The organism is Cohnella sp. AR92 (assembly GCF_003990975.1).
Classification (GTDB): Bacteria; Bacillota; Bacilli; order Paenibacillales; family Paenibacillaceae; genus Cohnella.
The window spans coordinates 1-18,710 of record NZ_RZJR01000013.1 but is presented as its reverse complement, the minus strand read 5'-3'; the positions used below and the strand labels follow the sequence as shown (position 1 = coordinate 18,710).

16 protein-coding genes are annotated in these 18,710 nt (G+C 56.5%); 13 read left to right on the top strand and 3 right to left on the bottom strand.

Annotated features, from left to right (window positions below; translation table 11 throughout):
- Positions 1 to 30: 30 nt before the first annotated feature.
- From ELR57_RS21000 to ELR57_RS20975, 6 genes are all read left to right on the top strand, one after another.
- On the top strand, positions 31 to 1,533 hold the full coding sequence (locus ELR57_RS21000) for an extracellular solute-binding protein (RefSeq protein WP_126961060.1): 1,503 nt from the start codon (positions 31 to 33) through the stop codon (positions 1,531 to 1,533).
- A gap of 173 nt (positions 1,534 to 1,706) precedes the next feature.
- Positions 1,707 to 2,786: a VanZ family protein gene (locus tag ELR57_RS20995; RefSeq protein ID WP_126961059.1), complete on the top strand. Its 1,080-nt coding sequence runs from the start codon at positions 1,707 to 1,709 to the stop codon at positions 2,784 to 2,786.
- Positions 2,787 to 3,043: 257 nt separating this feature from the next.
- A complete protein-coding gene (locus ELR57_RS20990; RefSeq protein ID WP_126961058.1) occupies positions 3,044 to 4,609 on the top strand; it encodes an extracellular solute-binding protein in 1,566 nt (521 codons plus the stop codon).
- A 92-nt stretch (positions 4,610 to 4,701) separates the two neighbouring features.
- Positions 4,702 to 5,649 carry an ABC transporter permease gene (locus ELR57_RS20985; RefSeq protein ID WP_126961057.1) on the top strand — a complete coding sequence of 316 codons (948 nt, stop codon included), beginning with the start codon at positions 4,702 to 4,704 and terminating at the stop codon, positions 5,647 to 5,649.
- Between the two features lie 25 nt (positions 5,650 to 5,674).
- Positions 5,675 to 6,550, top strand: coding sequence for a carbohydrate ABC transporter permease (locus ELR57_RS20980; RefSeq protein ID WP_126961056.1), 876 nt, complete (start codon positions 5,675 to 5,677; stop codon positions 6,548 to 6,550).
- Between the two features lie 756 nt (positions 6,551 to 7,306).
- Positions 7,307 to 8,122, top strand: a complete 816-nt coding sequence (locus ELR57_RS20975) for a phosphodiester glycosidase family protein (protein WP_238162633.1) — start codon at positions 7,307 to 7,309, stop codon at positions 8,120 to 8,122.
- On the opposite strand, the gene ELR57_RS20970 is transcribed toward ELR57_RS20975, so the two are convergent.
- Both ELR57_RS20970 and ELR57_RS20965 read right to left on the bottom strand, forming a co-directional pair.
- On the bottom strand, positions 8,119 to 8,334 hold the full coding sequence (locus ELR57_RS20970; RefSeq protein ID WP_126961054.1) for a hypothetical protein: 216 nt from the start codon (positions 8,332 to 8,334) through the stop codon (positions 8,119 to 8,121). The two genes, ELR57_RS20975 and ELR57_RS20970, sit on opposite strands and share 4 nt — an antisense overlap.
- 126 nt (positions 8,335 to 8,460) lie before the next feature.
- Entirely contained in the window at positions 8,461 to 8,634 is a 174-nt protein-coding gene (locus tag ELR57_RS20965) for a DUF4023 family protein (protein ID WP_126961191.1), read from the bottom strand.
- A 141-nt stretch (positions 8,635 to 8,775) separates the two neighbouring features.
- Between ELR57_RS20965 and rocF the strand changes: the two genes are divergently transcribed.
- The 5 genes from rocF (at position 8,776) to ELR57_RS20940 (ending at position 12,727) form a co-directional block, all read left to right on the top strand.
- Entirely contained in the window at positions 8,776 to 9,675 is a 900-nt protein-coding gene (rocF, locus tag ELR57_RS20960) for an arginase (RefSeq protein ID WP_126961053.1), read from the top strand.
- Positions 9,676 to 9,762: 87 nt separating this feature from the next.
- A complete protein-coding gene (locus ELR57_RS20955) occupies positions 9,763 to 10,545 on the top strand; it encodes a hypothetical protein (protein WP_126961052.1) in 783 nt (260 codons plus the stop codon).
- A gap of 118 nt (positions 10,546 to 10,663) precedes the next feature.
- A complete protein-coding gene (locus tag ELR57_RS20950) occupies positions 10,664 to 11,371 on the top strand; it encodes a glycosyltransferase family 2 protein (RefSeq protein ID WP_126961051.1) in 708 nt (235 codons plus the stop codon).
- A gap of 1 nt (position 11,372) precedes the next feature.
- Positions 11,373 to 11,732 carry a lipid-A-disaccharide synthase N-terminal domain-containing protein gene (locus ELR57_RS20945; RefSeq protein ID WP_202866422.1) on the top strand — a complete coding sequence of 120 codons (360 nt, stop codon included), beginning with the start codon at positions 11,373 to 11,375 and terminating at the stop codon, positions 11,730 to 11,732.
- Between the two features lie 71 nt (positions 11,733 to 11,803).
- Entirely contained in the window at positions 11,804 to 12,727 is a 924-nt protein-coding gene (locus ELR57_RS20940; protein ID WP_126961050.1) for a S66 peptidase family protein, read from the top strand.
- A gap of 30 nt (positions 12,728 to 12,757) precedes the next feature.
- Here ELR57_RS20940 and ELR57_RS20935 read toward each other — a convergent pair whose 3' ends face one another.
- Complete coding sequence (locus ELR57_RS20935; protein WP_305038239.1) at positions 12,758 to 17,140, bottom strand: AAA family ATPase; 4,383 nt, start codon at positions 17,138 to 17,140, stop codon at positions 12,758 to 12,760.
- A 219-nt stretch (positions 17,141 to 17,359) separates the two neighbouring features.
- On the opposite strand from ELR57_RS20935, the gene ELR57_RS20930 reads away from it, so the two are divergent.
- The gene (locus ELR57_RS20930; protein ID WP_126961048.1) at positions 17,360 to 17,542 is read left to right on the top strand and encodes a hypothetical protein; all 183 of its coding nucleotides are present in this window, start codon (positions 17,360 to 17,362) and stop codon (positions 17,540 to 17,542) included.
- Between the two features lie 752 nt (positions 17,543 to 18,294).
- Positions 18,295 to 18,710, top strand: a 416-nt coding sequence (locus ELR57_RS20925) for a transposase (RefSeq protein WP_148125557.1), incomplete at its 3' end; no start/stop codon positions are given.

Sequence of the window (18,710 nt, the reverse complement as noted above, 5' to 3'; positions counted from 1 at the left end):
TCATTTTAACAGATTCTAGGGGGGATAAGGATGATCAGGAGAACGGCGGGCTTGGCGGCGGCTCTCATCCTATTGGCGGCAGTCTCTCTATCGCTCGTCTCCTGCTCCGTCTACTCGACTTCCACGGCGGGAACCGAGACATCGGGCAGGCCGGTTCTGACGATAATGGCCCCTCTTCATTTTCCCAACACGCCGGATGCGGGCATCATCGACCGGATGGAGGAGCTTACGGGCACCAAGCTGTCGATCGAATGGGTGAGAGACGAGATTTACACGGACAAGATGAGCACGGCGCTAACGACGAATTCGTTGAAGAAGGCGACATTCGCGAAGTACACGGATTATCTGTTGATGAAAAATTCGATCCGATCCGGCGCGTTCTGGGAGATCGGGCCTTATCTGGACGATTATCCGAACCTGAGACGGCTGGATGAGGACATTCTGAACCAGACGGCGGTCGATGGGAAAATCTACGGTCTTTATACGGAGCGTCCTTCTTCGAGACAAGGCATCATTATCCGGGAGGATTGGCTGGACCGTCTGAACCTGGAACCGCCTCAGACGATCGAGCAGCTCTATGAGGCCCTGAAGCAGTTCACGTACGGAGATCCGGACCGCAACGGCAAGGACGACACGTTCGGGCTGACGGACCGCAACGATCTGGTGTTCGGAGCGTTCAAGACGCTGAGCTCCTACTTCGGCACGCCTAACGATTGGGAGGTTCAAGGGAAAAGCTTCGTGCCGGATTTCGAGACGGCCGGCTACTTAGCCACGATGAACTTCATGAAGAAGCTGTACGACGAGAGGCTGCTCAATCCGGACTTCGTCATTACGAGCAAGGACGTCCAACGCAATCTTCTGATTCAGGGCAAGGCCGGGGTGTATATCGGCAGCATGTCCGATGTGCAGAGGCTGTCGGCGGAAGCGAAGCAGGTCAACCCGGACGCCCGATTTACTCTAGTGAACCGGATAGAAGGTCCGGAAGGATACAAGGTATGGTCCATTCCGAACTTCAACGGCTTGTACCTGTTCTCCAAGGCGGCGATTCGAACGGAGGAGGAGCTGCGCGAGGTCCTTGCTTTCTTCGACCGCACGATGGACCCCGACGTCGCCAACCTGATGAAGTACGGAATCGAAGGGCGGCATTACGAGCTGGAGGGCAAGGAGGTTTACCTTCCGGAAGAGACGTCGCAGCTCCGCGTCGACGAGGTAGCCTCGCTCTATACGCTGATGATCGCGGATCTTAGCAACCCGAACGTCATGAAGGCGGCGAGCCAAGAGCCGCTGTCCGAGCTGGCGGATCGGCTCATCGAGGACAACGAGAAGTTCATCGTGCGCAGCCCCGCCGTCGGGCTCGAATCCCCATCCTATGACGAGTATGGCGCCGAGCTGTACAAGATCGTCTCGGACGCGACCTACCGCTACATCCTCGGCCAGCTGGACGAGGACGGCTTCCGCAAGGAGATCGCCAAGTGGAGAGCGAACGGCGGCGACCGTATTATCAAGGAATACGAGCGAGCCTACTTTCAGTAGGTTTTGAGCGAGGACGGCATTGGGGATTTAGCACTCGGCTGCAGTCGAGGTGATCTTGGTAAAAGGACCAAGGATGAAACCGGTCTTGCATCGGTCGCTCTCGGTAGCGGAATCCTGTATAGTAATAGAGCCGAAAAACGACCTTTCCCGATTGGCAGGTGATCTCGTTTCCCGTGTTCCATTCTTATCTTTTTCCGATCTCGTACGCTTTCTATACGTTCCCGATTGCCGCGGCCGTGTTCACATTGCCGTTTCTGATCGTGCAATACCGGCGCCACGGCTATATTCATAAATATCGAGCTATCCTTCTGTATCTGTTGCTGCTGTACCTGTTGAACGCCGTTTACCTGATCGTGCTGCCGTTTCCCTCTACGGTTCATAATCAACCGCCGGAGCATTCTTACTTCCAGTTGATTCCGTTCCACTTCTTGGCCGATATCGGTAAGGAGACGGAGTTTAGGATCGATCAACCGTCGACTTATTTGCACCTCTTGAAGGAAAGAGCATTCCTGCAGGTGGCGTTTAACGTGGCGTTGACGATCCCTTTCGGCCTGTTCCTGCGCTATTACTTCCGGGCGAAGTGGACGCTTTGCCTTTTCTTCTCGTTAGGACTGTCTCTCTTCTTCGAGGTGACGCAGGTGACGGGAATCTACGGCATCTTCGACTATCCGTACCGTCTGTTCGACGTGGACGATTTGATGACGAACACGCTAGGCGGCATGATCGGCTATGTGGCGGCCGATTGGCTCGCGTCGCTCCTTCCTCGCATCGACCGACTGGACGAGACCGTCGATCTATCCACTAAGAGAGTCACTTACACCCGGAGAGGAATCGCGTTCCTGATCGATTGGGCGATCCTGCTGCCTGTGGGCGCGGTGCTTGCCGTCCTTCACCTGCGGTTCGCGTATTTGCCTCTTGTCATCGTGTACTTCATCGCCATTCCTTATGCGACGAACGGCCTCACGGCAGGCAAGTGGGTCGTGCGCATTCGAGTCAAGGGCCTTGGGGAGAGAATACGGCTGCGGGAGCTGGCGGTCCGTTACGGGCTGTTGTATGTGATCGTCGGAGGAGTGAACATGGCTTATCCGATCATTGCCGTGCGATCCACCTCGCCGTGGGTTAACGTTCCGTACGCAGTCGGGTTGTTCGCGATGGATCTCTGGTTCGCCGTTCACCTGATTCGCTGCTTCTTCAACCGCAAGCGAAAGCTGTTCTATGAGAAGCGAAGCAACACGGGACATGTTATCACATAAAATAACGAGTAAAGCCTTGGACGCCTCCTGCGAGCGTTCGGGGCTTTTCTTTTGGCTTAGGAAATGCGTCACTTCTTATTCTCTGGCTTTCTCTCGCCCCCTCCGCCTATCATTTGCCGAGGCGATAATCATCTCCTCACATCCACGCTCCCGAGGCCTCGATCTGTCGCAATGATTGTATCGGTAACGACGCGCGCGGCGTATCGTTTGACTTGCACGAACCAATCCAATCCACGAAAAGATGGAGGTCAAGCGGTATGAACGGTAAGGTACCATCGATTGTGCTTAGCATGGCATTGGTCGCCGGGGCGCTCGCCGGCTGCGGAGGGAATAACGAGAAGGAGAACGCCGCTCCATCGGGGAGCCAGTCGCCCTCCGGATCGAGCGGGGCGAGCCAGACGCCCGCGTCGGAGGCTCCCAAGGACGAGAAGCCGACCGAGATCACGATCATGCTTCCGCTTAACACTTCGGAGACTCCGCCCGACACGATCAAGAACGAAGTCGAGAAGCTGACCAACACGAAGCTGACCTACCAGTTCTTCCCCGCGGACACGTACGAGGAGAAGCTGAACGCGTCGCTCGCGACCGGGTCTCTGCCGGACGTAACGTATCTTAAGAACCAATCCACTTTCATCAACCTTAAGGGAGCGATTCGCGACGGCCAGTTCTGGGAGATCGGGCCATACTTGAACGATTTCCCGAACCTGAGCAAGCTGAAGACGCAAATCTTGGACAACACGAAGGTCGACGGCAAGCTATACTCGCTCTACATCGGCAGGCCGCTGGCCCGCCAGGGACTCATCTATCGGAAGGACTGGGCGGACAAGCTGCAGCTGAAGGCTCCCGAGACGGTGGCCGATGTCGTGGCTATGGCGAAGGCGTTCACCGAGCAGGATCCGGATGGAGACGGCAAGCCGAACACGATCGGCCTCGCGGACCGCAACGATCTCGTCTACGGAGCGTTCAAGACGGTCGCTTCGTGGCTGAGCACGCCGAACAACTGGGGCGAGAAGGACGGGAAGCTGCTGCCCGATTTCATGTTCCCGCAATACATCGCTTCGATGGACGTCATGAAGGAGATCCGCGACGCCAAGGCGATGAACCAGGACTTCGCGGCGACGAGCAAGACCGACCAAGTCGCCCTGTTCACCAGCGGCCAGGCCGGCATGTACATCGGCGCCATGTCCGACGTCGACACGCTGAACAAGGACCTGGTCAAGAACGTTCCGACCGCCGTCGTCGACACTCAAGCGCTGATTAAGGGACCTAACGGCGAGCTGACGACTTGGTCCATCCCGGGCTACAACAACGTCGTTATGTTCCCGAAGGGCGCGATCAAGGACGAAGCCGAGCTGAAGAAGGTGCTGGCGTTCTTCGACAAGATGATGACGCCGGAAGTCTCGAACCTGATGTTCTGGGGCATCGAAGGCACCCACTATACCGTCGTCGACGGCAAAGCCAAGGCTTCCGAAGAGAACAAGGAGTTGACGGAGCGCGAAGTGAAAGGCTTTAAGGACAGCGTCATCGGCGAATCCGCGACGAACGGCAGCTACGACGGCTATTACACTCTCGAAGCGCGCATTCATGCCGAGCAGTTCGCTGCCGAGAATGAGAAGATCGCGATCGCCGATCCGGCCGCGGCGCTAGATTCGGCTACGTACACGGAGAAGGGCGCGGAACTTCAGAGCATCATCACCGACGCGACCTATAAGTACATCTACGGCAAGCTTGACGCCGCCGGCTTCCAGAAGGAGATCAACACCTGGAAGAGCCGCGGCGGAGACAAGATCATCGAAGAGATCAACGCAGCGAGAACGAAATAATGCGTTCGCCCGGGGAGCCGCCACAACCGCAAGAGCCTTGGGAGGCGGCGGCTTCTCCGGCCGCGCGAGCGCGGAGAAGGAGAGAAAAAACCATGCAGCAAGCGATCGCGAAGCCGGAGCCGGCGCTGCGAAGCGAGAGCCGGTTGTCCCGGAGACTCATTCGCAACAAGTGGCTGTATCTGATGATCCTGCCGGGCCTGCTCTATTTCATTATTTTCAAATACGTTCCGATGTACGGCCTGATTATCTCCTTCAAGGACTACAAGCCGTTCGACGGAATCAACGGCAGCGAGTGGGTCGGCTTCAAGCACTTCCACCGCCTGTTCGCCGAATCCGACTTCGGGGCCATTCTGAGGAATACGCTTGTCCTGTTCGGGATGAACCTGGTGTTCTTCTTCCCGATTCCGATTATTCTCTCCTTGATGCTGAACGAGTTAAGAATCTCTTTCTTCAGAAGGATTTTCCAAACGTTGATTTACCTGCCGCACTTCATGTCCTGGGTCATTATCGTCTCGATTAGCTACGTCATGCTGACGATGGACGGGGGCATCGTCAACGAGCTCCTGACAAGCCTTGGCTTCGAGAAAGTCAATTTCCTGCTTAGTCCCGAATGGTTCCGACCGACGTATATCATCCAGGTTATCTGGCGGGAAGCAGGCTGGGGTACGATTATTTATTTGGCGGCCATCGCGGCCATCGACCCGCAGCTATACGAAGCGGCGCGTATGGACGGAGCGGGAAGGCTGCGCCAAATTTGGCATATCACGCTTCCGGCGATTCGGAGCGTTATCGTCGTGCTGCTGATCCTGAAGATCGGCGACGTGCTGGAGCTCGGCTTCGAGCATGTGTACCTGCTGCTCAACTCGATGAACCGGGACGTGGCCGAGATCATCGATACGTACGTCTACACGGCGGGTCTCCGGCAGGGGCAGTTCAGCTACAGCACGGCGGTCGGCTTCTTCAAGTCGATCGTGGGTCTGGTGCTGGTCATGCTGGCGAATCGTCTGGCGAAAAAAATGGGCGAAGAGGGCGTCTACTAAGGCGCATTAGAGGAGGCAGATGAGAATGGTAGAGGATCGCTCGTTCGCGGGCCGCGCGTTCGGCATCGTGAATTTCGCGCTGCTGACGCTGATCGCGCTGATCACGGTGCTGCCGTTCATCCACGTGGTGGCGGGCTCCTTCACGACAAGCGCGGAGCTGGCCGTTAAGCGGTTCGTGCTTATTCCGACGGATTGGAGCCTAGAGGCTTACCGGTTTATTTTCTCGACGAATACGATCTTCCGCTCGATGGCCGTATCCATCGGAGTCACGCTGCTCGGAACGCTGTTCAGCATGCTGATCTCGTCGATGATGGCGTACGGGCTGTCGCGGCGGGACCTGGACGGCCGCAGGACGCTGATGTTCCTCGTCGTGTTCACGATGCTGTTCAACGGCGGCCTCATCCCGACGTTCTTGGTCGTCAAGAATCTCGGGCTGATCGATCATTATTCCGCGCTCGTGCTGCCGATCGCGATCAATGCGTTTAACCTGATCATCTTGAAAAATTTCTTCCAGAACATCCCCGAGGGGCTGGAGGAATCGGCGAAGATCGACGGCTGCAACGACTTCGGAATCCTGTTCCGGATCGTGCTGCCGCTCTCGATGCCGGTTATCGCGACGATCTCCCTGTTCTATGCGGTCACGTATTGGAACACGTACCTGAACGCGATCATGTACTTGAACGAGAGCAAAATGTGGCCGATCCAGGTACTGCTCCGCCAGATCGTCGTTCTCGCCAGCGGGTTGGACTACAGCTCGGATCTCGATTCGGCGGTGCCTCCTCCCGACCAGGCGGTCAAGATGGCGGTTATCGTCGTGGCGACCCTTCCGATCCTTCTGGTGTACCCGTTCCTTCAGAAGCACTTCGCCAAGGGAGCGATGCTGGGGTCGGTTAAAGGATAAGGATTCAGAACCATTATCCCCTTCGTTCAGTTGGCGTGCGATACGGCGCGTAACATGAGCCGAGGGGATAATGGTTCTTTTTATGGCGAGGAGAAACCCGGATATCTCACGACCGGCCGCTTCTTCTAGCGTCGCTCCCATGCCTTCCGGCTTACCGCTTGGAATGGCATAGGCTGAGAGATTGATTTTTATACATGGATGCGCTTGCAAAACGGAGCCCGGAAGAGAAAGAACAAGAGGCGGGGAGGTTGGGCGATCAACATGACGAATGGCGTCGATTATTCCCGGAATATGAGTTATCAGAATATTTGAACAAATAGGACGAGTCGGTTATAATCAAGACATCAAAAGGAAAGGGGATAGTCCAATGGGTTAGGTAAGCGAAGCATATCCGGGGCAAGCGCAAGCGAAATAGCAAGAGCAAGCGCAATGGCAAGCATAACGGCAAGATCAAGCGAAACGGCAAGCGTAAGCGTGAATGGGCAATGGCCAACGGATAGAAGGCTGCCGCTGGGAAGACGGAAGCGGCGACGGATATGCGGGATTCCAGGATGTCTGCCGGACCATCTCTTATTATTTCTTAAGACAGGAGTGTAACGAGACAATTGAATAGTTCGTGTCCAGCAAGCTAGGGCGCTCGGTTATCAGCAGTTAACCGGGCGTCCTATTGTGCTTTACGAGCGGCGAGGCCGTCCCTTATCATTAGAGGATAATGCTCGTCATGAAGGGATTACGGCTATGAATAGGATTCCTGTCTTGAATAGGATAGTTGCCATCAAGCGTCTTCGAGCCCATTGGGTGTCGACGACGATTTACGTTATTATCGCGTTGCTGGTGATCGGGGGAGCCTTATTTCTATGGCAGAGGCTGAACGATCATGAAGTTCCGCTGCCATCTCCCGAGCCGCGCCAATATACCTATGAAGAAACGGTAGCGTCGAACGGGATGGTGCTTCATACGCTGAAGACGCTGCCTTCCAATATTACCTTGCAGGCCGTCAAAGGCAACGTGTCGGTGGCCCCGTTCTACGGAATCAACGGAGGCTTCTTCTATCAGCAGGCTCTGGTCAGCATTGCGGTGGTCAACGATCTTCCCGTGAACGGAGCCCCAGGCGAGTACGGATCCGGCGAGGAAAATATGAAGTACGCCCGAGGGACGCTTGTCTGGGACGGGGCAACCGGCTCTCTGAGCGTGCAGGTCGTTCGGCGTCAAACGGAGCTTGCGGTGACGGACCGCGCCAACTATTGGGCCCAGGGAGGCATCAGCATGGGGCTTGACCTCGGAGATGCCTGGTTGGCGGAGATGACGGCGGAGAACGCGCCTTATTGGGACGAGCCTCGTCTGCGCTCGGCGATCGTGTATGACCGATCGGGGAATGTATATCTGATTGTCAGCGAAGGCTTGGGGACGCTGACGGAGTTCCGAGAGGCGATTCTGGAGAAGGTCGGAGGCGGAGAGCTGGCGAACGGGATTTTCCTCGATGGGGACGGTTCTTCGCAGATGAGGAGCCGGGAGAAAAGCCTGAAGGGGGACGGGCGTCCGGTCGTGCAGATGCTGCGGCTGGTCAGCTAGAGGCGATCCACCGCCTTCTTAAGCAGGACAGGGGCGACGAAGCTCGCGGCGAAGGGGATGTATGCCGGCAGCTCTAGCTTCTTAAGCCCCGCAAGCACGAGCCAGCTGAAGAGAATATCGCAGGCTACGAAACGCAAGACGTCCTCGCGGGTAATGACGACGATTAGGATGCGATGGCGATGCTTCACCCAGGGCAATGGCAGAAGAGACATGGAGCGCCTCCTTCGAGACCGGACGATACCGACGGTACGAACGACGTAGTGTATGCTTCACCGGTTGTCCGATATGAGCGAAGGAACACCGCGCCCTCTACTTGAGGGGACGCGGCGTTCCTTCGCTCATTTATTGGTGCTGTGCTGCTTGCCTGGCAGTTTATTGCCTTCGTTGCCTTCGGCTCGATTGCGGTTCTTCTCCGCTTTCTTCTGGTTGTCGTGAAGCTTCTTTACGAACTCGCCGGTGCTTTCTGGGGACGTAAGACTCGCCTCCTTCCTCCCTAAGGCCGTGTTCTGTATAGCATCTCCAGATTAAGGGTAAAGATGCAAATCTTTTTGGCCGTCGGCTTGATGCTGCCCCGAACAGGAGAAGAAAGGCAACGCAGGGCAGGTCGTAAGCATAGAATGTAGAAACTCCAGCGAAGGGGAGGGGGCGAGCGCATGAGCCACTGGTCAAAAGTCGGGCTAATTTGCGTTCCATTCGGGTACGGAGCTGAGAAGGCGGGCGCCGAGCTCGGTCCTCAGAGCATTCTGAACGCCGGCCTTCTCGGGCAATTGCAGAGCTTGGGAATCGCGGAGACGCACGTCAGCGAAGTCGCCTGTCCGCAGCAGCCGCACGAACCGCGAGTCAAGGGACGGATGAGATATGAGCAGGCGGTTCTCCGCATGAGCGGCCAGGTCAGCGAGCAGGTCGCGCAGATGACGGCCAAGGGCTGCCTGCCTATCGTGCTTGGCGGCGACCATAGCGTGGCGATCGGATCGCTCCGAGGGATCGCGGGGAGCCGGTCGAATCCAGGCGTCATCTGGATTGACGCCCACAGCGACCTGAACACCGAAGCGACGAGCCCGTCCGGCAATTCGCACGGCATGCCCCTGGCGATCGCCTTGGACAAAGCGGACTTCAAGCTCCCGGGCCGGAGCGGGGCGATCATTCGCAAGGATAAGCTGGTGCTGATCGGCGCAAGGGATCTCGATCCCGGCGAGAAAGAGCTTATTCGCTCCGAAGGAATTGCGTGCTTCACCATGTCCGATATCGATAAGCTGGGCATGAAGACGGTGATGGAGAGGGCGCTTGCGATCGCGGGAGACGGGACGGACGGGCTGCATGTCAGCCTGGATATGGACTCGCTGGATCCGGCGGCAGCGCCGGGTGTCGGCACTCCCGTTCCGGGAGGACTGAGCTACCGGGAAGCGCACCTGGCGATGGAGCTGCTGGCGGAGTCGTCCAAGGTCACCTCGCTCGATATCGTGGAGGTTAACCCGACGCTGGACAAAGGGGGCAAGACCGCGCGGCTCGCGGTCGAATTGTGCGCTTCGATTCTAGGCAAGACCATTCTATAGATTGACTTTACTACGCGCGTTGAAGTACAAAGGAAGAAGACTATCGTCATCGAAGAAGGTAATTTGGATAGAATTGGAGGCGGACGCATGAGGACGAAGCGGAAGCTGGGCTCGTCCGGGGCGAATCGCCTGCCGGCAAGGGGGCGCGGCTGGGCCAGCGCTGCCGTTATGCTGCTGGCGTGCGTGTTCTTGCTGACTTCCTGCGCGCAAGGGGAGGCGCACTTGACGATCCACAAGAATGCGACCGCCGACTTCGCCCTGAACATCTCCTTACCCGATAAGGCAATGGATCTGATCGGGAAGCCGGAGCTGCTGCAGGAGACGGCCGAACGGCTCACGAACGACCAGATGAAGGTCAGAACCTACGAGAAGGATGGCCAACAGGTATTGGAGGGCACTCGGCATTTCAGCCTGAAGGAGATCGAGCCCCATCAGGTGGAGCTGCCGGATGGAATTGAGGAGGTTCACGACGCAGAGAAGCACTTTTTCTATACGAAGTATCACATCCGGATCACGGTCGACACGGACAAGCTGATCGGCAAAGAGTCTGCTTCGGAGAATCTGTCGGACATGCTCTCTTCGCTCTCCCCGATCGTAAAGAAGCTTGTATTGAGCCAACTGAACTTCGACGTGAAGGTGACGTTCCCGCTTAAGCCGGGCGCGAACAATGCGCCGCAGACGGAGGATGGCGGACGTACGCTGGTCTGGCCGTTCTCCTTCACGGAGCCGAACCGTTACGAGATTGATTTTAACGCGCCGAACGTGAAGAATCTTCTGCTTGTCGGCATTCCCGCTCTGTTGGCGGCAGCCGGCGGGGCCGCCTGGCTGATCGTTCGCTACCGCCGCGGCAAGCACGGCAAATCCGCTTGATTGCACCGTCCAATGGGACAAGTTCTTATGAATCAGGCAATAGGCTGCTGAGAGGCACATACAATGACTAACAAGGAATGGAGCAGCGCCCAACTAATCGTTTAAAAAGGAGATCGTCATGGTAGAGCTGACCATAGTCGTACCTATTTACAACGAGGTTGAGAACCTGGAGAGGCTGTACCGGGCCGTTACGGATGCGGTGCAGCCTCATGCAGAGAGCTATGAGATTCTCCTGGTCAATGATGGGAGCAGCGATGGAAGCTATGAGAAGCTGGAGGAGCTTGCCGGCCTGGACTCCCGGGTGAAGGTGATGCACTTCGAGAAGAACTGCGGACAGACGGCGGCGATTTATGCCGGAATCAAGCACGCGAACGGCCGGTATATTGCGACGATCGATGCGGATCTGCAGACGGACCCTAACGATATTTTTACCCTGATGCCTTATATGAAGGACTATGATTTCGCGAACGGCACCCGCGTGCGCCGGCAGGACAGCTTGGTCAAGAAGGTATCCTCCAGGATCGGGAACGGCGTGCGGAATTGGATCACGAAGGACCGCGTTCAAGATACGGGATGCCCGATGAAGCTGTTTAAACGGGAAGTCGGAGAGAGCTATGTTCTCTATGAAGGCTTCCATCGGTTTCTGCCTACCCTCGCCCGCATGAACGGATTCTCGGTGGTAGAGGTAGCGGTGACGCATCGTCCGAGGGAATACGGAGCGTCCAAGTACGGCGTGCTGGACAGGGCCTTCGTCGGCTTGATGGATGCCATCGTCATCGGTTGGCTTCACAAGCGGAGCATTCGTTACAAGATCCGAGGCGAATAACATGTGGGAGAAGCTGACCTCGCACTTAACGATGGAAGAGCTGCTCTGGATCGTCTTCGGCTTGATCGGCCAGATCATGTTCACCGGGCGGTTCGTCATTCAATGGATCGCCAGCGAACGGGCCAAGAAGAGCGTCGTGACGCGATCCTTCTGGACGTTCAGCATTCTGGGCAGCAGTATCCTGTCCATATACGCCATTTATCGCAAGGACCCCGTCTTTATTCTCGGCCAAGTGCCGGGAATCTTCATTTACTTCCGCAATCTGGTCATCATGAAGAATCAAGAAAAGTCGGAATCGCAACCGCCTCCCGTCCCTCTTGAAGCTTCCTCGGGCACGGCGGATTCTTCGACTCGCGAATAGCCATGCCTAAGCAGGCGGCTTCCTTCATATATTCAGGTAGGTTCACGACCTCATGAAGGGAGGCGAATGGGATGGCGATCCAATCGCCTGCCCTGCGGCAGGGAGATACCGTCGGGATTGTAACGTTAGGAAGCCCGCTGGATGCGGAGGTCATTCGCGCGAGAATCGCCTATCTGGAAGGGATGGGCTTCCAGGTTGCTGTCGGGCGCCATGTATTCGATCAGAACGGGTTTCTGTCCGGCACCGAGACGGAGCGGGCATCCGATCTGATGGCAATGTTCGCGGATCCGAAAGTGCGACTTATTCTGCCTTCGCGCGGTGGAGTCGGCGTCGAGGGGATTCTGCCCTACCTGGACTTCAACCTCATTCGGCAGTGCCCGAAGCTGCTCAGCGGCTACAGCGACATTACGGTGCTGCTGAACGCGATCTATCAGTTCTCCGGCGTGATCGCACTGCACAGCTTGATGCTGATCGACTTCAAGCCGGATACTCCGGCCTACAACTTCAATCAATTCCTCGCGGCGGCTTCCTCCGCCTCCGTTCCCAGGCTTATCCTCAATCCGCCGGAGCTTCCTCCGATGAAGGGCCTGGTGCCGGGGAGCGTATTCGGCCCGCTTGTCGGCGGCAACCTGACCTCGCTGGTCGGCTCGCTCGGAACCCCCTTCGAGATTGATACGCGCGGCAAGGTGCTGTTTCTCGAAGAGACGCACGAGCCCGTCAATACGGTGTACCGTTACCTGGAGCAGCTTAAGCTCGCGGGCAAGCTCCATGCAGCTGTCGGCATTCTCATGGGAGGATGCACGAACTGTACGGACGCCTACGGGAAGTCTTATGAAGACCTGATCCGGGAATTTCTGGTGCCGCTCCGCAAGCCCCTCGTCTCGGGAATCGCCTCCGGGCACGGAACCTACAAGGCAGCGCTGCCCATCGGCGCGTTCGTCCATCTGGATGCGAATCAGGGCAAGCTGGCGCTGCTGGAGCCGGCGGTGCGGTAAGACTTCAATCTTGATCGGTCTCTTTCGATGTTACTCCAGCAGCTTAAGCTCCTTGGCTTGGGCGACGGCCTTCGTTCGGCGGTTGACCTTCAGCTTGGCGAAGATGTTCTTCACATGCACCTTAACCGTGCCGATGGCGATGATAAGACGGTCGGCGATCTCCTTGTTGGAGAGGCCGGCAGCCAGCAGGGAGAGCACCTCCAGCTCCCGTTCCGTTAGCGGCTCTTCCATGGCGGAAGGGAGCGAGGGGAGATCGTCGACCTCGTCTTCGTCGGGCTGAACCGGATCGGGCTGGCCTTGCAGCACGCACAACAGAACTCCGTAGGAAGCCAGCGTGCGCAGCGAATCCAATCGCTCCGGTGCGAAGACGCCTCCGGCAAGCTTGTTCTCCAGATAAAGCACGCCCAGCGTCGTTCCGTGGCGGGCGATCGGAATGCAGAGCGCCGATTGCGGCTGTTGCTGCGCGATATAAGGGTTGTGGACCAGCCAGCTCTCGGTCTCCCCGGTGTAATGAATCTCCTCCTGAGTGCGGAAGACGTACCGGATGAGGCTCTCCGGAAGCAGGGAATTGTCGTTCCAGCCGATCGGCGACGGGGCGGCGTGCGCTTCCGAATCCAGGTACGTCTGAAGGAACAGCTCGTCGTTGCTGCTCGTGACCAGAGCGCCTTTGCTGGCGCCCGCATGCCTCAGGATCGCGCTCATGATCTCCGCGAGAACGGTGTCGATGTCGATCTTCCCGAAGACGCCTTGGGTTGCGCGCAGGATGGCTGCCAGGTCGACGCCGTCGTCGAAGCGGGCGTCGCCTTCCGTCTCCGCGAAAGTCTCGGCCGAGGCGGCGACCAGGCTGTCCGCATCCGTGTCCAACGGTTCGCCGGCTCCTCTCCGCAGGACCGCCTGGCTCTCCTCAAGCTCTTTTATTTTCCCAGGAATCTGCCATTGTTTATAGCCATCAATCGCGATTCGCAGATAATGCAAGGCGGTCTTGGTCCGGTTTCCACTCCTGTAGTGATTCGTGGCCAGTTCCCCGGCGACGGCGGCTACCTGGAAGTCTCCCCGTTCCCAAGCTTCGCGCAGCGCTCGGTCGTACAGCTCCTCCGCTGCGCCATCATCGCCCAAGTGAGCTGCGCGCTCGGCTTGCAGCAGAAGCCACCGCGACTGGTAATTAACCGGGCTCCATTCCGCCCATCTCTTGAAGAGCCGCAGATTCTTCTCCAACCTTCTCCGCGATACGCGTCGGTCGCCGGATTCTCGAACAATCGCCAGCTCGGCCAAGGTCCCGTAATACACGCATTCCGGCCAGTGCGGCAGATGCGAGGCGTATTCCTGATAAGTAGAAGCGCAATCCGCCCAACGAATGGCATCCTCGAACCGTCCGGACATGAAGCAAAGCTGCGTCTTGTAGGCGCAATATTGGTACATCGTCGTCGCCGAGGTATCTTCCTTCCCGATCCGTTCCAGGAACCTTTGCTCGTCGAAGCCGGCGCTGTTGAACGAATCCGGTGCGTCCGTACGTCCCTGGAGGGCCAAGATCCATTGCTGGTAGAGGAAAAAGTTCTGGCGAACGAATTCATCCTTGGTCGTGTCGAGCACGGCCAGGTAGTCGGCGATTTGTCGGGCCAGGTCGCTCAGCGAGGCTCTCGTATAGTAGGAATTGATATGCGCGCCCATGGCGTAGCTGGCGAACACATAGTCTCCCGAATCCATACCGGCTTGCAGGGCTTTGAACAAGTAGGTCTCCCCTTCGCGCGCGCTGCCTCCGAACTGGCAGAACACGCCGCCGTACATGGTGAACGATTTGCTCTTGACCGCTGCGACGTTATAACGCTCTGACAGATCGACGCCTATCTTGCCGATCGCTAAGGCTTTCTTGTAGTTGCCCAACGATATTCCGAGAATCATGCCGTAGGATGCATAGACGGCGGCGGACACCGGAGAGTTGCCGTGCTTCAGAGACAATTGAATGGCTCGGCAGGTGAGCAGGAAGAACACCTTCTTGTCGGTGAAGAACGTGGAAGGGATGATGGCCAGAATCAGGTTCATCGTGGCGATCCGATCAGGATCCGACATCTCCTCCAGGCTGTCCAGCCGATCATAGCGATTGCGCAGCATGGACCCGATTCGCAGCGATTCGAGCAGAAGCATGGCCCTCCCGGGATTCGCGGAGATGTAGACGCCATGGTCTCTTAAACACTTCAGGCCCAGGGCGGTGCCCTCCAGGTATTTCCCTTGGTTGACATGCTGCATGATGCGAATCAGTTGGACGCGGCTTCGCTCCGCCGGCGTGCGGGCATGGTCAAGCAGGCTGTCGATCGCTTGCTCGGATTCCGCCGCGTGGCCGCAAAGGTAGTCGCACTCTGCCTTCTGGGCGCGCAGCTCGAAGCTAAGCTCGAAATCAAGCCTCCAGTCCTGCGGCGTCAGCAGCTCAACCCCCTTGCTGAAGTAGCCAAGCGCGACATCATGCGCGGACGAGGCTTTGGCGAGGAGTCCCGCCTCCAGATTCCAGCGAGCCAGCCGTAATCTCTCCTGTTCGTCCGCGATAGGCGACGAACCGAGATTCAGTTGGTTGACGGCTTCGAACAGGCCGTCCCGCTTGCTGTCGCCCGCCTCTATCAGCCGTCTGCCGATCCGGATATGGTTCGCCCGCTTGGCTTCTTCCTCCAGTTGGCCGTAGATCGTCTTCTGAATGTTATCGTGCGCGAACCGGTAGGAGCCGTCCTCGGCTTCGGTGATCATGCCTTCGTTCTCCAGCGCCTTCCACGCGGCGCTTGCCTTGCCTGAAGTTCCCATGGCAACCCGCTCGACCAGCTCCGAATCGAACGTGCTTCCCACGCATGACGCGAGCGTAAGCAGAGCTCGGGCTTCGTCCGGCAAGCGCGACAGCCGGTGCTCGATCAGCTCGTGAACGGCATAGCTCGGGTCGCGGTCGAGGAATCTCCCCATGTCCCAATGCCAGCGGCGAGCCTCATGCTCGTAGGTCAGGATACCGTCATTCAGCAGGCTTAGCAGAATTTCCTTCAAATGATACGGGTTCCCGAGCGATTGAGGATAGAGCAGCTCGGTAAGCTCGATCGTCGTAGCTTCGCCGCAGTTCAGAAGCTCCATGACGATTCGCTTCATCTGCTCCAAGCCGAGCGGAGAGAGCTCCAACTGGCGCATGACCGCTTGCTTGGCGATGCTCTCGTCCGCCTCGAAGCCGGGCAGCTTGCTCTGGTCCGTCTCGGCGGGACGATAGGTGAAGACAAACAGCATATGCTGGCTCTCGGGATCGGTGAGAAGAGCCTGCAGCAATTGAAGAGACGAGGCATTCGCCCATTGAAGGTCGTCGATGAAGAGGACGATCGGGTGCTCCCTGGAGGCCAGTGCCTGTACGAACCGGCGAAACGCGTAGAAGAACCGCTTTTGCGACTCGTTCGCGGGAAGCTCCTCAACGGTTGGGATCTCCTCCAGCAGCAGCCCAAGCTCGGGCAGGATGGCGGTCATGACTCCGGCATTGGGGCCGAGGGCTTCCTGAAGCTTGCTTTTCCAACGTTCGGCCAGTTCCTTTTTCTCTCCCAGCAGGTGTCTCACCAATCCGCGAAAGGCTTCTATGATCGGATGATAGGGGCTTTCCTTGGCGAGCTGGTCGAACTTGCCCGCGATATAGAAATAATCCTGCAATTTGGCTTGCTTGCGGAACAGCTCGTTCATCAGGCTTGTTTTGCCGATGCCGGCGTCCCCCGCGATATAGACGAGCTCCGTCGAGCCGAAGCTGGCGGAGATAAGAGCTTGAGTCAGGACAGAAATCTCGTATTCGCGCCCATGGAAGCCGGATTCCGCGATGAGCTGTTCCGGGGAACGCTCCAGCTTGTCCAGATCCGCGAGCAGCAAGTCGGCGTTCGGATACCGCTTGTCCGGATTCTTCTCCAGCAGCTTAAGAACGATCGCCTCAAGACCCGCTGGCAGCGGCAGGGGCAGGGGCAGCTCGGCGAACGGCGGGGGGCTCTGCGCCAGATGCACGTATATCCATTCAGAGGGAGTATGGGCCATGAACGGCAGTCTGCCGGCAAGCATCTCGTAGAAAACAACCCCCAAGGAGTACAGGTCGCTTCTCTCGTCTACCGAACGCATCATCCGGCCCGTATTCTCCGGCGAGCAATAAGGCAATCCCTCTACGGTCGCACCTATCGAAGCTGCCGGTTCTCCTTCTCCCGTTGGCCGAGGCGCCGAGAGGCCGTTATCGGTCAACCAGGCCTCCTCTCCGTTCGCCAAGACGGCAATCCGCTCCGGCCTCAAATCGAGGTGAAGAAGACTGTGGCGGTGGAGCTGCCCCAAGCTAGCGGCAAGCGTTCTGGCGATGGGCACAAAAGCTTCAAGCGGCAGGGGCTGTCCGTTCAGATATTCTCTTAGAGAACAAGATGGTGGATGTAGGTTCACGTCGTTCCGGCGCTCCTCTTGCACGATTTGCTAATTTCTAGATTTTATCATAAAGCTGCTTCCCTAATATATACCGGAAATCACAAAGGAACATGCGACAGAAGGGCTAAACGGCGCCAACCGGCAAAAAATATGCCTTTGGGGGTATTCAAGTCTATTCTGCAATTGCGTTATTCTTTGATAAGTTTAAAAAAACTAGGATAGCTAGGCGGGGATAAGATGGATACATTTTATACAACACTTGGAGCGTTTCTCGGAACTTTTCTGTTAGGCGTTGTGATTCTGGCCACGGCTTGGTGGCAAGGAGCCAACGTGAGCTGGAAGTTTATGAGGTGGTATTTCGGAATCTTCTTCGTCATCGCGCTCGGCGTAGGAATATACACGTACGTTACGACTGCTTGATTGAGCCCACATGGATGGGACAGGGGGAATAAAATGAAATAATTGGGGTTTCCTGATCTATCCGACAATTGGAATAAGGCAGCTTCCAAAACGGTCGCGTTAGCGGATCCGAAATTCATGAATCTTCGCGTTGTAGTAGATCCCACCGATCTTAACTAGCTCATCCTTAATCGCTTTGATCGGGTTATAAGACAAAGATTGAAGCACCTTCAATTGCTTTTCGGATGTTATTTTTTTATCAGTAAAAATAGAAGATTATACGTTGTCACTCTATATAAAAAACAACCCCTTGATAGATGAGGCCACTGAAAAAGTTCTTTACATCAAACAAGGTACTGTTCCCCCATAATTCTGGGGAACAGTACCTTGTTTGATGTAAAATTAAATCATTACAGCGAAAGGCGTAAAGGGGCAGCTTCCGTTTTGTGTTTAGGCGGGGATAATTTGGACGTTACGTTGGTACTTTTCAGCAAACCATTTAAGGGATATGGAGGGAGTAAAAATGTCGAAAAAAATATATACCCTATTGATTGCCATATCAATTTTATTTATTTTTATCGGAGTTATTTCTTTAATTATTTTTTTTATAAGAACTGGACAGTGAAAAGTTCTCGCTAAAAATGGTCGCATAGCAAAATAACCCAATCAGCGATTCTGTGGTATCCTTAAGGTTCTCAGGCCAGAAAGGAGAGCAGATCGCTAGATCGGGTTACTCTGTTAGTTTACCCGATTTCGTCGCGACCGACCATACTATGTTGAAATTTATCAATGAAATTTTATCTGCCTTTCGTGCTTGTTTCTCACGCGCCGCCGCCTTCGAGTGGTTCGTTGTCATCGTTGTCGGTTTGATGGTCCGTGCCGATCATCTCGGCGTCACTTCCATTGTCCGGGATTTGGCGCTGACTCTGCGTCATTCCGAATCGATGCTTCATTTCTTCAGTTCTTCCGCATGGCCGCTTGAATCGCTGCGCCTGGCCTGGCAGAGGGTCGTTCACCGTTTCGCTCCGCTTCTGCGTGTGCGCGGACGAGTGGTGTTCGTCGGCGACGGCGTGAAGCAGGCCAAGGAAGGACGGCATATGCCGGGCGTGAAGAAGCTGCACCAGGAATCCGAAAATGACGCCAAGGGCGAATACATCTTCGGTCATCTGTTCGGTGCCATCGGCATACT

Coding starts and splice junctions, on each gene's coding strand:
- ELR57_RS21000 (WP_126961060.1), top strand. CDS start 31: ATGATCAGGAGAACGGCGGGCTTGGCGGCGGCTCTCATCCTATTGGCG.
- ELR57_RS20990 (WP_126961058.1), top strand. CDS start 3,044: ATGAACGGTAAGGTACCATCGATTGTGCTTAGCATGGCATTGGTCGCC.
- ELR57_RS20985 (WP_126961057.1), top strand. CDS start 4,702: ATGCAGCAAGCGATCGCGAAGCCGGAGCCGGCGCTGCGAAGCGAGAGC.
- ELR57_RS20980 (WP_126961056.1), top strand. CDS start 5,675: ATGGTAGAGGATCGCTCGTTCGCGGGCCGCGCGTTCGGCATCGTGAAT.
- ELR57_RS20970 (WP_126961054.1), bottom strand. CDS start 8,334: ATGTCTCTTCTGCCATTGCCCTGGGTGAAGCATCGCCATCGCATCCTA.
- rocF (WP_126961053.1), top strand. CDS start 8,776: ATGAGCCACTGGTCAAAAGTCGGGCTAATTTGCGTTCCATTCGGGTAC.
- ELR57_RS20955 (WP_126961052.1), top strand. CDS start 9,763: ATGAGGACGAAGCGGAAGCTGGGCTCGTCCGGGGCGAATCGCCTGCCG.
- ELR57_RS20950 (WP_126961051.1), top strand. CDS start 10,664: ATGGTAGAGCTGACCATAGTCGTACCTATTTACAACGAGGTTGAGAAC.
- ELR57_RS20945 (WP_202866422.1), top strand. CDS start 11,373: ATGTGGGAGAAGCTGACCTCGCACTTAACGATGGAAGAGCTGCTCTGG.
- ELR57_RS20940 (WP_126961050.1), top strand. CDS start 11,804: ATGGCGATCCAATCGCCTGCCCTGCGGCAGGGAGATACCGTCGGGATT.
- ELR57_RS20930 (WP_126961048.1), top strand. CDS start 17,360: ATGGATACATTTTATACAACACTTGGAGCGTTTCTCGGAACTTTTCTG.